Annotated in this window: 12 protein-coding genes and 1 pseudogene; 8 read left to right on the top strand and 5 right to left on the bottom strand. The window is 46.3% G+C overall.

Going from position 1 to position 13,845, the window contains the following annotated elements; genetic code table 11:
• Positions 1-16: 16 nt before the first annotated feature.
• From MHO32_RS08470 to MHO32_RS08455, 4 genes are all read left to right on the top strand, one after another.
• On the top strand, positions 17-1,366 hold the full coding sequence (locus MHO32_RS08470) for a GH1 family beta-glucosidase (protein WP_239211182.1): 1,350 nt from the start codon (positions 17-19) through the stop codon (positions 1,364-1,366).
• Entirely contained in the window at positions 1,366-2,460 is a 1,095-nt protein-coding gene (locus MHO32_RS08465; RefSeq protein WP_005448999.1) for an ABC transporter ATP-binding protein, read from the top strand. The genes MHO32_RS08470 and MHO32_RS08465 overlap by 1 nt, the downstream gene beginning before the upstream one ends.
• Positions 2,461-2,594: 134 nt before the next feature.
• Positions 2,595-3,617 (top strand): LacI family DNA-binding transcriptional regulator, encoded by a 1,023-nt coding sequence (locus MHO32_RS08460; protein ID WP_009696617.1) that lies wholly within the window; start codon positions 2,595-2,597, stop codon positions 3,615-3,617.
• A gap of 210 nt (positions 3,618-3,827) precedes the next feature.
• Positions 3,828-5,168, top strand: a complete 1,341-nt coding sequence (locus MHO32_RS08455; protein WP_005449001.1) for an MATE family efflux transporter — start codon at positions 3,828-3,830, stop codon at positions 5,166-5,168.
• Positions 5,169-5,381: 213 nt separating this feature from the next.
• Here MHO32_RS08455 and MHO32_RS08450 read toward each other — a convergent pair whose 3' ends face one another.
• Positions 5,382-7,061 (bottom strand): RluA family pseudouridine synthase, encoded by a 1,680-nt coding sequence (locus MHO32_RS08450; RefSeq protein ID WP_017189739.1) that lies wholly within the window; start codon positions 7,059-7,061, stop codon positions 5,382-5,384.
• A 246-nt stretch (positions 7,062-7,307) separates the two neighbouring features.
• On the opposite strand from MHO32_RS08450, the gene yidD reads away from it, so the two are divergent.
• From yidD to MHO32_RS08440, 3 genes are all read left to right on the top strand, one after another.
• Positions 7,308-7,658: a membrane protein insertion efficiency factor YidD gene (gene yidD / locus MHO32_RS25895; RefSeq protein ID WP_079401627.1), complete on the top strand. Its 351-nt coding sequence runs from the start codon at positions 7,308-7,310 to the stop codon at positions 7,656-7,658.
• A 31-nt stretch (positions 7,659-7,689) separates the two neighbouring features.
• Entirely contained in the window at positions 7,690-8,655 is a 966-nt protein-coding gene (locus MHO32_RS08445) for a DUF3137 domain-containing protein (protein ID WP_187993358.1), read from the top strand.
• A 150-nt stretch (positions 8,656-8,805) separates the two neighbouring features.
• Positions 8,806-9,603, top strand: coding sequence for a Cof-type HAD-IIB family hydrolase (locus MHO32_RS08440; protein WP_239211179.1), 798 nt, complete (start codon positions 8,806-8,808; stop codon positions 9,601-9,603).
• A gap of 87 nt (positions 9,604-9,690) precedes the next feature.
• On the opposite strand, the gene MHO32_RS08435 is transcribed toward MHO32_RS08440, so the two are convergent.
• From MHO32_RS08435 to MHO32_RS08425, 3 genes are read right to left on the bottom strand one after another with little or no spacing between them, the layout of a single operon-like run.
• Positions 9,691-10,095 (bottom strand): hypothetical protein, encoded by a 405-nt coding sequence (locus tag MHO32_RS08435; protein ID WP_239211177.1) that lies wholly within the window; start codon positions 10,093-10,095, stop codon positions 9,691-9,693.
• Between the two features lie 10 nt (positions 10,096-10,105).
• Positions 10,106-11,197: a GGDEF domain-containing protein gene (locus tag MHO32_RS08430; RefSeq protein ID WP_005447275.1), complete on the bottom strand. Its 1,092-nt coding sequence runs from the start codon at positions 11,195-11,197 to the stop codon at positions 10,106-10,108.
• Positions 11,198-11,199: 2 nt separating this feature from the next.
• Positions 11,200-11,661, bottom strand: coding sequence for a hypothetical protein (locus MHO32_RS08425; RefSeq protein WP_005447276.1), 462 nt, complete (start codon positions 11,659-11,661; stop codon positions 11,200-11,202).
• 276 nt (positions 11,662-11,937) lie between these two features.
• On the opposite strand from MHO32_RS08425, the gene MHO32_RS08420 reads away from it, so the two are divergent.
• Entirely contained in the window at positions 11,938-12,306 is a 369-nt protein-coding gene (locus MHO32_RS08420; protein ID WP_017189737.1) for a DUF805 domain-containing protein, read from the top strand.
• Positions 12,307-12,355: 49 nt separating this feature from the next.
• Here the strand turns inward: MHO32_RS08420 and MHO32_RS25890 are convergent.
• Positions 12,356-13,698 (bottom strand): annotated as a pseudogene (locus tag MHO32_RS25890) (BamA/TamA family outer membrane protein).
• Positions 13,699-13,845: the final 147 nt, after the last annotated feature.

Below are 13,845 nucleotides of genomic sequence, written 5' to 3'. Positions count from 1 at the left end.
AAAAGGTTTTATAACAATGAATAAATTCCAACTACCACAAGATTCAAAATTACGTAGCCCAGAGTTCCTATTTGGTGTCGCAACCTCTTCTTATCAGATTGAGGGCGGTGCTCAGCTAGGTGGTCGTACGCCTTCGATTTGGGACACGTTTTGTAATAAGCCAGGTGCAGTCGACAACGCAGATAACGGTGACGTGGCATGTGATCACTTCCATTTGTGGAAGCAAGACATCGAGATGATTCAAGGCTTAGGCGTGGGCGCTTACCGTCTATCGATGGCGTGGCCGCGCATCATTCCTGAAGATGGCAAAGTGAATGAAGAAGGTTTGAAGTTTTACGAGCAAATCATCGATGAGTGCCACGCTCGCGGTTTGAAGGTTTTCGTTACGCTTTACCACTGGGATCTTCCGCAATACCTAGAAGACAAAGGTGGTTGGCTAAATCGAGAAACGGCTTACAAGTTTGCAGAGTATGCGGATGTAGTTAGTGCTTACTTTGGCGATAAGATTGATTCTTACGCGACACTGAACGAACCATTCTGTTCAGCCTACCTAGGTTACCGTTGGGGTGAACATGCTCCAGGTCTTAAGGGTGAACGCGAAGGTTTCTTATCAGCACACCACCTAATGCTGGGTCATGGTCTTGCGATTCCACACATGCGTAAGAATGCACCAAATGCGATGCACGGTTGTGTGTTCAATGCGACGCCTGCTTACCCATACAGCGAGGCGGATATCGGTGCGGCAGAGTATAGTGATGCGGAAGGTTACCATTGGTTTATGGACCCTGTATTGAAGGGTGAATACCCTCAGTTGGTCTTAGATCGCCAATCGCACAATCTACCGATGATTCTGGAAGGTGACCTCGACATCATCCAAACCGATTTGGACTTTATCGGGATTAACTTCTATACCCGTTGTGTGGTGCGTTACAACGAACATGGTGATATTGAAACTGTTCCTCAACCAGAACAAGAGCACACGTTCATTGGCTGGGAAATTCACCCTCAGGCATTGACGGACTTACTATTGCGTCTGAATGACCGTTATCCAAACTTGCCGCCACTTTACATCACTGAAAACGGCGCAGCTGGCGATGACTATTGCATTGCTGGCGAAGTGAATGATGAGCAACGTGTGCGTTACTTCCAACTGCATCTAGAAGCGTTGGATGCTGCGATTAAAGCAGGTGTGAATGTGAATGGTTACTTCGCTTGGAGCTTAATGGATAACTTCGAGTGGGCTTACGGGTACAAGCAGCGCTTCGGCATTGTCCACGTGGATTACCAAACACAAAAACGCACCTTAAAAGCGAGCGCAATTGCTTACCGTAACATGCTGCTAGATCGAGCAGAGGAGAACCAGTAATGGCAAAAGTCGAATTCAAAAACATCAAGAAATCCTACGATGATGTTGAGGTAGTGAAACACTTCGACTTCACGGTGCAAGATGGAGAGTTTGTGGTTTTCCTTGGTCCATCGGGCTGCGGTAAATCGACCACGCTACGTATGCTTGCTGGGCTGGAAAGCATAACGGGTGGTGAGATTTACGTTGGCGATAAGCTGATGAATAAAATCGATGCGAAAGATCGTGATCTTGCGATGGTGTTTCAAAGCTATGCGCTGTACCCACATATGACGGTATACGAGAACATCGCTTTTGCACTGAAACTGAAAGGCATGCCAAAAGACCAAATCGATGTTGAAGTGCGTAAAGCGGCAAAAATGCTTGAGTTGGACGCACTGTTAGATCGCAAACCAAAAGAGCTGTCTGGTGGTCAACGTCAACGTGTTGCGATGGGGCGTGCCATGGTGCGCACTCCTAAGGTGTTCTTGTTTGATGAGCCATTATCGAACCTAGATGCCAAACTGCGTGGCGTAATGCGTGAAGAGATCAAACAGCTTCATCGTGAGCTAAAAACCACCACGATTTACGTAACCCACGATCAAATTGAAGCGATGACACTGGCAGACCGTATCGTGATCTTGAAAGATGGCTATGTGGCTCAAGTTGGCACCCCAACGGAAGTGTTCCAACGCCCGGCCAACAAGTTTGTGGCGCAATTCATTGGCAACCCATCCATGAACATGTTGGATGCCAAGCTGATTGGTGAAGACGGTAACTGGGAAGTGGAATTGGGTGATGTTCGTATTCCTCTACCAGAGCGTTTCAAAGCACACGCATCGAAGAACTTAGCACTGCACTTTGGTGTACGTCCTACGGACATTCATCTACGTGCTGAGCAAGTGGATCATGACCGCGTGCTGCCATTCCCTGTCAAAATTAAAGACAAGGAGCTACTAGGTGCAAGTATTCTACTGAAAACGGAAATTGCTGGTCAGCCATTAATGGTTGAAACACAAGCTGCGGAAGTGGATGTGGATAGTTTAACTCTCTACTTGGATTTAGATGCGATTCATCTGTTTGATGCACTGAGTGAAAACTCGCTAGCGACATTCTAAACCCTCGATATGAAAGCCAGTGCGCGCTTGCGTACTGGCAAATTATCTAGCTCTCATTTCCCATATCCAAACGTTGTCGCGTTCCCCGGCGCAACTTATATTTTTGTTATTAGCTTGCTGGGAAAATTCCTACAATGAAAAAGAAAAAAAGAGCAGCATCTATTTACGATGTGGCTAAGTTGGCTGGGGTATCACCGAGCACCGTTTCACGCTTCCTCAACCGTACAACTTTTGTCTCGGACGATAAAAGCCAAAACATAGAGAAAGCGATCAAGTCACTGGGCTATAAGCCGAACTATCAAATGGGACAAGGCACCAATACGCGTTCCATGACGATTGGCGTTCTTATCCAACATCCAGAAAGTCCGCACACCAGTCGTATCCTTAACGATATGGAAAAGGTTCTGAATGCTCAGGGGTACTCGTTGGTGATTGCGACGGGACATTGGCAGCGTTCATTGGAATCGCATGCTTTGGAGTATTTGGCGAAGAGTAATGTCGATGGCGTCATCATTGTAACGGGCAGTTTGACGGAAGCGCAGATACTGGAATATGCAGAGCGAATTCCGGTTGTTGCGGTTGGATACAATGTCATTGGCGATAAGGTTCGATCCATAAATATAGATAATGTATTGGGTGGATATATGGCGACACTGCATTTGATGCAGCAAGGTCACGTGAATATCGCGCATATTAAAGGGCTTTTGAATCAACCAGACGCCGTTGCTCGCTTTGTTGGCTACAAGAACGCACTGCAAGAGGCTGGCATTAAAGTGCTACCAAAATTGGTTAAGCAAGGCGACTTCAGCAGTGAGTCCGGTTACGCCAAAACCGTTGAGTTGATCGAATCTAAAGTGCATTTCTCCGCGTTGTTTGCTGCCAATGACCAAACGGCTTATGGAGCAATAAAAGCTCTGCATGACCATGGTTTTCGTGTACCAGAAGATGTGTCCGTGATCGGTTTTGATGATTTGCCGACCTCACAGTATTTTACGCCAGCATTAACCACGTTGCGTCAGCCAATTGAAGAAGTCGGAGCGCTCAGTGCAGAGTCCATTCTTAATTTATTGAGTGGTGAGAGACACGAGGTGCGTTTGCCACCTATTGAGTTGATTGTTCGTCAATCTACCGCTTCAAAGTTTCGTCAGTCAAGCTAAGGCAATCTGTCGAATGCATTAGAAAATATTTTCCGAAACTCGACGAAATTTTGTTGTATTTGTGACCAAACTCCGTCTAGAATTCGCGCCTGCATTTTGGTGGTTAAGTGTTCAATTGCCGAAATGTCCAAATTCTAATAAATCTAATTTTTTGAACTGCCTCACAGTTTTCTGTGGGGCAGTTTTTAGTTGTAGGAAAGGTCTCAATTCATGCCTAAAAGCCAGAATATCAACCAGCGTATGTCTATCGTGGCATTGGCTTGGCCGATACTTGTCGAAATATTGCTACGGACGGCTTTAGGAACCAGTGATGTATTCATGCTGAGTGGTTACTCGGATAAAGCCGTCTCTGCGGTTGGGGTTATCACGCAGCTCACGTTCTTCCTGATCATCGTATCCACCTTTGTGAGTAGTGGCACGGGCATCTTGATCGCGCAATACAACGGTGCAGGGCGTGAGAAAGACTCCGTTGATGTTGGCGTTGCCAGCGTAGCTTTGTCCGTTATTGTTGGTGCATTTTTGAGTGTGCTTGCTGTGATCGGTGCGGTGTTCTTCTTACCTTACTACGGGTTAGAGGCGCAGGTTGAGCAATACGCAAGAGAATACTTGCTGATCAGCGGTGCGATGACGTTCAACGTAACGATTGGTATCGTCTTCACCACAATTCTGCGCAGCCATGGTTACTCACGCTCACCAATGGTGGTGAACCTTATCTCTGGTGTATTCAATATCATTGGTAACTACATTGCGTTGTACCAGCCTTTTGGTTTGCCTGTGTATGGCGTTGAAGGCGTTGCGGTGGCGACTGTCGTCAGCCAAGTGATCGGTACTTTGCTATTAGGCGTGATTTTGAAACGCAGCAGTATTGAATTGCCAATGTCTAAGCTCAAACAAGTTCCGAAAGAGGTCTACAAAAAGATCTTAAAAATCGGTGGCATGAACGCGGGCGAAGTACTGTCTTACAACATGGCGCAAATCTGCATCGTGTACTTTGTGGTGCAAATGGGTACCTCTTCGCTAGCGGCATTTACCTATGCGCAAAACATCGCACGTTTCTCTTTCGCGTTTGCGCTCGCGATTGGTCAGGCAGCGCAAATCCAGACAGGGTACTACATAGGCAAAGGTTGGGTGACCAGCATTTTGAAACGTGTGCAGATCTACTTTTTGATTGGCTTTGCGGCGTCAACAGCAGCGACGTGTTTGATCTACCTATTCCATGAAGAGATTCTGAGCGTGTTTACCGATCAGCCAGAAATCTTGGCATTGGCGGGCGCATTGGTCATGGGGTCAATCGTGCTAGAGGCAGGACGCGTGTTTAACCTGATCTTCATTTCGGCACTCAAGGGGGCGGGCGACATCAAGTTCCCAGTACAGATGGGTATTCTGAGCATGTGGGGATTAGGTGTGGTGTTCTCTTACATTTTCGGCATTCACATGGGTTATGGCGTGATTGGTGCTTGGATGGCAATTGCTCTAGATGAATGGGTGCGCGGTATCATTATGGCAAGACGCTGGCGCTCTCAAGTGTGGACGAAGTTTAAAGTAAGTTAACTTCCGTTCATAAAAACCAGAGATTCCGGACATCTCGTTCCTCGATTCTGGAATGACAATGTTTAGTTATGGTGATTGGAAACCTTGTTCTATAACGCGTCATTCCCGATAGCGACGAAGGAGCGCAGTCGGGAATCTCTTACTCGCTCTCAACATAAAAAAGCGCTGTAATTCAGCGCCTTTTTGCTATCTATTCATCACATATAAGTCGCTTTAAAACTCACACTCTGCTTGGAAACACATACGCTCCTTGCTGTACGGATGATCCAACTCCAACATCTCCGCATGCAAATGCAGACGGTTGGCTTTCTCGCCATATAAGCCGTCGCCAACCATCGCCATGTTCAAGCCCATGTGGTGGGCACTGTGTACACGCAATTGGTGGGTACGCCCCGTTTTCGGGTACATGTACACCTTGCTGCGTCCGTCTTTTACTTCAATCAGTTGCCAGTAAGTTTCGGCAGGTTTACCGTGTTCAAAGCACACAAGTTGACGTGGACGGTCATCTGGATCGCCACGCATCGGAAGCGAGATTTCACCTTCAGGCTCAGTTAATACACCTTCAAGCAGTGCCATATAACGTTTTTGTACGCCGCGTGTAATGAACTGCTTTTGCAAGCTCTTGTTCGCGCGTTTGGTCAAAGCAAACACCAAAATCCCCGAAGTCGCCATATCTAAGCGATGAATCACAAATGGCCCTTCGGCATCTGGGAACATTGTTTGAAGACGTGTGTACGCCGAATCCTTGATGGTTTTACCCGGAACAGAAAGCAGACCCGATGGCTTGTTGACGATCACCATGGCTTCATCTTGGAACAGTATTTCTAACTCTTTATCTTCTGCCCAATTTTCTGCCAATGGGTTTGGCTCCACATCCAAGCCTTGCAGCATGTGCCCCAAAATCGGCTGACACTTGCTGTTGCAAGATGGGTAAAACTTTTTGTGTTGGCGCACTTCCGATTTCGGCGATACGCCCCACCAAAACTCAGCTAATGCTAGTGGTTGGTAGCCATGCTTGTATGCGAACTGAAGCAGTTTCGGAGCGGCACATTCACCAGAACCGGCTGGTGGTACTGGATTGGTAGTAGGAGCAAAAATGTCCACCAAGTCGCGCTCTGCGTTGCGGTTGTCCAAGAAGCGGTATTGCTTATGCAGTTTGTGTTGTAGAGCATTAGACAAATCTTTGCGCTGCTCTTTGAGCCCTGCCAGTGTTTGTTCTAGCTCGGCTAAGCGTGCTTCTTTGATTGCCAGCCTTTCGTTCCAAGCTTGTTTGAGGTACTTGAGCACATTCTTCTCAGCAACGCTTTGTTTACCCAAATCATCCAGTAGCGCTTTTAGATCTTCTGGATTTAAGGTTTGCTCGCCTTGCGTACGTTGCTGTTTTCGTTCTGCACGACCGGTAATCATCACTTGGCGCTGGGCATTCTCTTCTTGTTGATACGCTTCGCGGTCGGCTTTAATTTCTGCTTTTAGTTGTGCCAGTTCTGGATTAGCAGCAAAGGCTTTGTATTCCGCATTCGCCGCGTTAATAGCATCCGTCTCGCCACGAAAGAAACCTTCTTCCGTCAACATGTCGAATACGGGTGGAACAAAACCAGGGAGCAAGTTTTGATCGGCAATCTTGCCAGAGAACGCACTGAAGTAGCCAATCTCACCTTGTGGATTACGCACTAGCAAAACACCGAACATCTTACCGCGTCCACTTTGCTCATCCTCAAGACCAAAATCGTGCTCAAAGTCAGTTTGTGTCATGAGGTGCTGCTGTAATTGCTCTGCAGCCAATACACACAATGGGTGAGGGGTGTAGTAGAACGGAAACGTAAACTGCGCTGGCAAGTTATAGCCAGAAATGTCTGCAGAAAATCGAGTAAAGCATTGTTCAGGCGAGTGCATGAGAGTGAGTCCGCGCGAAATAAAAATCGAGCACGGATTGTACCTGTTTTGGCTGTGATTGCTATTCGAAGGCGCTCCTGGGCTGACGGTATCGGCTCGCTATGACTCCTTATCTCAATGATTTTCATTGCTTAGAACGCAGAAATTAGGATTGCGTTTGAAATGATTAATTTGAGTGATGTACTGTTTTGATTGATAAGAAAGAGCGTTGTTCTCGAATGATTTATTAGATGCAAAAGGAAAAGCATGTCGAAACTGGTGTTGGCATTGATACGATTTTATCAACGCTATTTATCCCCACATAAAGGGTTCCGTTGTGCTCATGCGGTGTACTACGGCACGGATTCTTGTTCTGCAGCCATCAGCAAAATAATTCAACGTAAAGGCGTGTTTTCTAGCTATACCAGTGTTCAAGACCAGTTTACACGCTGTAGACATGCTCATCAGCGTCTTCAAACTGAGGAACCTTCCCGTAATCGCAAGCGGCGTAAGAACAAAGACTCATCTTGTGTAACGGATATGGGATGCAACTCTTTAGATTGCGTCCCGAGTGATGCCTGTAGCGGTGGCAATGATTCACCTTGCAATTGTTGGTAATGGACTCTGTACGTAAATAAAAAGGAATGTGATGACCACTGATCAACTCAAAACTCTGTTTGAAAATGATTTGCGACATAAGCTCGAACCGCTGGAAGCTTTACGTTTAGAAGCGCTTCGTCGCCGCAAGTTTCTTGGTGTCGCGGTGTGTGTTTTCTTTGGAGCAGTGGCTTTTGATATTGCCACCTTCGCTACCATGTTTGTGCTCTTGGCATTGTTGCTCGGCGGTTGGGCTTACTTCAACAAAAAGCACAATGAGTATCGTACAACCTACAAGCAATACATTATGCAGAGTTTGTTGGCACACATTGAGCCTTCACTGACTTGGGACCCAAGCCGCAAGCTTGACAAAGATACCTTTGAGCGTAGTGGTTTGTACTTAGACCGCTGTGATGGTTTCGAAAGTGATGATTTTATTTCGGGTACCATCGGTGAAGCCAAAGTGGTGATGTCTGAGATTCAAGCATCAAAGCTCATCAGCTCTGGAAGTGACAGTTCGAGTAAGCATCACGTATTTTTTGCGGGGTTGTTTTGCGAAATCGACGTTCCGATGAATGAAGACATTTGCACCTTTGTGCTGACTGATCGTGATGATACCCCAACCTTGCGCGAAAAGTTGTGGGATAGCTTCTTCAAGATTCAAATAGGTAAACGAGTCCGACTGGGCAATCCAGAATTTGACCAGCAGTATGAGGTGTATAGCGACGATTTAGACACGGCAAAGCAATTGTTAACGGATGAATTGATGGAGCGTGTGCTGACTTTTCGTCGTGAAAGTGAGTTTTCTAGCTTGTCGCTTTCTCAAGTAAACGGAAAGCTCTACATCGCCATCTCGCATTGGAAAGAGCTGTTTGAGCCTAAATTGGATGAACCTGCGGGTGAGTTTGAAGCGGTCGCGGAGATTTATCGTGAGTTGGATTTCTTGATTGGCACGGTTCGCAGTTTAGACCTTATGCGACCAATGATGGAGCCTGATAGTGTAGTAGAAACGGCGTAATCCCCTGTTATTCTCAAAGTGAAACTCGGTAAAGACTCGGTGATTTCAGCTTGAGATTCATCCAAGATCCTGTACCTTAGCGTGACTATTTTTTGCAGCCTGTTTTCATTCAAAGAGTGACCTGAGCTGCTTCACTTTTGAGTTAAAGTCATGTCACAAGCTAGCATCAAATTCATCGCCACCGATATGGATGGCACCTTACTTGACCAATATGGTCGTCTAGACCCAGAGTTTTTTGACCTGTTTTTACAGCTTGAAGAGAAGGGCATTTTATTCTCCGCAGCGTCAGGTCGTCAGTACTACAGTTTGCGTGATACGTTTGCGCCAATTCAAGACCGTATGATTTACGTGGCAGAAAATGGCACCTTGGTGATGCACCAAGACAAAGAGCTTTATAGCTGCACCATTCCGAAATCGGAAATCGATGAGATAGTAAAAGCGGCACGTGCGGTAGAAGGCACACACCTTGTACTGTGTGGTAAGCGTTCGGCTTACATCGAAACCAAAGATCCAAAAGCGTTAGAAGAGTTCCAGAAATACTACCACCGTTGCGAATACGTGCCGGATTTGCTGGCAGTAGAGGACGAATTTATCAAGGTCGCAATCTGTCACTTTGATGGCTCTGAAGAATTGGTATTCCCTACAATGAGTGAGAAGTTTGGTCACAGTCATCAAGTGGTGGTGAGTGCGAAGATCTGGCTTGATGTGATGAACGCAGAAGCGTCAAAAGGGGCGGCGATCAAGCACCTTCAACAAACCATGGGTTTCGGTCCTGAAGAGACGATGACGTTTGGTGATTACCTCAATGACCTAGAAATGCTGCAAGTGAGTGAGCATTCCTATGCGATGGAAAACGCACATGAAGCAGTAAAAAAAGTGGCGCGCTTCTCAGCACCAAGTAACCGTGATTCGGGTGTGATGAAGGTCATCAAAGAAAAAGTGCTTTAATCGCCGCTTAACGAATCTCAAGCATAAAAAAGCCCCGCCATTTGATGAGCGGGGCTTTTGTTTGTCTAAGGCTCAAACAGGTATGAGTTAGCGTACGTATTTCGCTGTCGCACTTACAAACCAGTGTTGTAGCTTGCCATCTGGGTTTTCTACCCACAAATCATTGTGGTAACGGTAAATACGACCATTCACGGTTAGAGCTAGCATGTTGTCGCCGGTTTGCTCCATACGAATAAACTGGTCAGAAGTTACCAAAAACGGCTCTAGGTTTTCGGTGCTTGCGCCTTTGTATACAACAAAGTAACCGAACATGTTACCCGCGTCAGGGTCTGTAGAGTGAATGCGATGACCAACTAGTGTGTAGTTGTCGTTGAGCGCCTCTTTGAGAGTTTGTGCGCCCACTGTCTCGTGGGATGGGATAAAGACCCAAGCCAACACACCAAGCGCGATCACTAGCAGTAATAACACCGCTCGCATGAAATTTTTCATCATGGTTATCCGTTTAACGTTGGAATTTCATTTTGTACATGCGCTTATCCGCTAAATTGATTAGGAAGTCAATGTTGTCGGCATCTTGCGGGTAGCTCGCTGCACCTAAACTGGTGGATAGGGCTCCGGCTTGGTCGGAGGCGAGAATCGGTTTCTCAAACACTACATGGACGTGGTGCGTTGCTTCGGTAATTTTGTTCTCGTCGGTTGTGTTGATGATTACGGCAAACTCGTCACCACCCATGCGATAGACAGTAAAGTCATCCAATGCCATGTCGTTTAAGCGCTTTGCTATCTCGATTAAAGCGATGTCACCCGCTTGATGTCCCAACGTATCGTTTATGTTCTTAAAGCCGTTCAGATCGAGTAGGAGCAGCGAAAACGGGGTTTTGGTTTCTTCCTTGCGATGTAAATCGAGAAACAAAGCACTGCGGTTGGCAAGATTCGTCAGTGGATCACTTAACGCGAGTTGTTTGTGGAACTTCGATTCTTGCTTATAGAAGTAGGTCAGCAGCGCCACAGTAAGCACGAAAATGCCCAATAAGATGTATTGTGCTTGCAGCAAATTGTACGCACGAACTTGCTGTTGCTGATAAAGCGGGCTTGCAACACGGAAGTTCTGGGTGACGTAGTCAATCATTTCCATGTATAGATTTTGCGTTGCGCGGTAAAACTGATTAGCAGCCACACTGCTGCCTGTTTTGGCTTCAACTAAGATGGGTTCGAGTTGTTGAAATTTATCGAATAGAGAGACAAAGTACACGCGTACTTCTTCTCTTGATAGGAAAGAGTCCGCTTCTTTGTTGTTGATCAGCAAATCAAAACGGCTCCAAGCTAACTCATATTGCAGCTCGGCTCCATCAATGTTCATCACGCTCTCATTGAGCCGACGCGCTTCACCCACTAATTCCGATAACTCTTTAGATAAATGAAATAAAAACCAAGTCGCTTGGTTTTGTTGGGCAGAGTAGCTTTGGGTAAGTGCTCGGGTTTCTTTCAATAATACGATGTTGGCGAGCAGCAATGTCGATGAAAAAATCAACAACAATAACTTACTCTTAGTCGAAAATGGACCTTGTTTTGTAGGATGGGGTTTCGCCTTCATTGTTATTCTTCTTTCACGCTGATCCTGTTGATTTGCCAGACCATTTGCGAATGGTATGGGGCAATGTCTAGTTCTGGGTATTTATTTATAGAATAGATCAACCAGTAGGGACCTTTGTTTCGGATCTTGATGTATTTATGATTTTGTTTGTACGCCACGATAGGCTGGTAACGAAGGATATCTTCACGAGATAAATCGGAGTGGTAGTCATTCAATGCACGTACTTCAACACGCTGGGGTACTTGTCCAAATGCATTTTGTAATAGGATGCTTAACTTAACACCTTCAAACTCGGCTGGCGTTTCGAGCCAAGGTAGTTTGGTGGTGTAGGTAGTTTGAGGCAATGACTCTAGGTCTTTTAATGCCACAACAACATCGGATTTCTCAGGACTGCTAAACTGTATCGTGTTTGCAAAAAGTGTCGGTGCAAACAAAAGCAAAGCGAGTGCCACTGTTTTTCTCATCTTGTGCCCTTTGATTTATTGCCCTTGTTTCGGCGGGATAGCGTCACTACATCGATCCGCAGAAATTTCGGTTATTTATTAATAATAGAGCCAACTTGATGGATTTATATAATACGTTATGGGTGAAAAGTAACCGTTGGTGGAATATACGTCAAGGTTAATGACATAGTTAAAAATAGAACTATTGGATGAATACATTATTTAGTCTATTTTGTGTGCAGTTTGCCTCACGTTGTCTAACTTTCGCGACACTTTCATCTCATTAGGAGAAGCGATATGTTTGATTGGTACTACAGGGTCATCCTCAATTACTCCAACTTTAGTGGTAGGGCTAGACGCCAAGAGTATTGGTACTTTACGTTAGTGAATGTGTTGGTCAATTTAGTGATGGGCATCATCGATCGAGTGATCGGCAGTGTGATGCAAATGGACAATTTTGGCTTCTTTGGTGTGATTTATGCCCTGTTCATTATGATCCCATCGATTGCGGTTACCGTGCGGCGTTTACACGACTCAGGACGAACTGGGTGGTGGGCGTTGATCGCTTTTGTGCCCATCATTGGTGTCTTAGTGCTGCTGTACTTTCTCATCCAAGACAGTGAAGAAGGCTCGAACCAATATGGTGCGAACCCGAAACATGAGTAGAGATTTGGCTCTGAATCCAGCATCTTGAAGTTACTGGGTATAAGTGGGTTTAGATGCCTGAGCCCACTTGGAAATACACTGCACTGTCTTCATCGCTAAAGGCGAAGTCCATGCCTGCTTGCAGACCATAACGACGAGCGATGAGGTAACGAAAGCCCACGCCGTAAGCGTATTCGGCGTTGTTTTCGAATAGTGATGCTTCGGTTGAAGCGTAGCCAAAGCCGCCGAAAACATTCGTCGACCAGCGCGTGTTCCACTGATAGCTCAGTTGTGATTCGACTGACAGTGTCTCGTCCCCTTGATAACGATTTCTCGCAACGCCACGCAGTTCAATGTCTGGATAAGACGCTGGTGGTAAAAAGCGTTCGTCAGTGTAAAGAGATTTGTATTGACCACGTAGCGCTAGCGACCATCGATCCGCTAACTCCCAATAGTTAATGCCTTCCACATCCAGTTGTTCGTATTCGTAATCACTGCCAATCGCGTCGTTGTACCAAAGGTATTCGGCTTTGTAGTTGTAGCCTTGCGTCGGACTAAAGAAGTTGTTTCTGCTGTCCCATTCCAGTGTCAGACCCAATCCAGAGGTAGTCGGAGAGGTATTGGTCAGGGTTTGCAATAACTTATCGGCAACAGGGGAGTTGGTGATTTTCTGATCGGTGACGAAATAGAGCTGTTTCACACCGATAAACAGCGGGGCATCAATATACCCAAGTGACTTCAAGATGCAGGATTCAGAGCGTTGTCATTGATTCGAGTTCGATTCTTGATTTAGACCCGCTAGACCTTTAAATCGCCGCCGCGTCTACAAACCCAGTCATTCTCGCTGAACCGAGCATCTCGAGGTTACTTGGGTATAATGCGGTATTGAAGATGGTTGAGCATGCCACCGCCAGTTATTTCGAAATCTAACCCTTTGCCGTTAAAGACGCTATCTAAGCCCGGCAAGGTGGATTGCGGATAGAAGGTCATATTGAAGTCGCCATAACCCACTCCACCTAGGTAACGCACCGTGTCTTGCGCCCACGTCCGGCGGTGCCCTAAGAAGCCCATCCAAGTGCCGTTTTCGGTGGCGAAACCACCGATTGCAGTAATGGCTGGTGTTAGTAGCTGCGCACCACCATCGAGAGAGGTTTCTGCCAGTTTGCGCCTTTTCTCCCGTTGCTCATCGGATTCATGCAAAAACACGCCAGTGAAGCCCAAGCCATAGCCCACGGCGGGCTCGGTAATCACTATCGGGACGGGCAGAAATCCATAAGCGTTTTCAGCCAGATATTCTCCCATGTCCAATTGCCCATCAATGGGATCAAAAAAGTTGATTGCCTGAGCCATTGGAGAGGCGAGCAAAAAGCTGAAACAGGTGGTACTAATGATAACTGACGATGGTTTTTTCATAGGGTCCTATTCGGGTCTATAGACCCTAGTAAGCGAATAGCGCTCCCTTACAAGTTAGACACCAATCAGAGCAATTGCAATGGTGGTTTTGTAAAGAGAAGGTGAGTGTTTTTAAAACGCAAAAAGCCACCCAATAAGTGGGTGGCT

Source organism: Vibrio sp. MMH1-50 (assembly GCF_022347645.1).
Taxonomy (GTDB): Bacteria; Pseudomonadota; Gammaproteobacteria; order Enterobacterales; family Vibrionaceae; genus Vibrio; species Vibrio harveyi.
The sequence above is the reverse complement of the archived record's forward strand: the minus strand, read 5'-3'. Positions and strand labels throughout refer to the sequence as shown.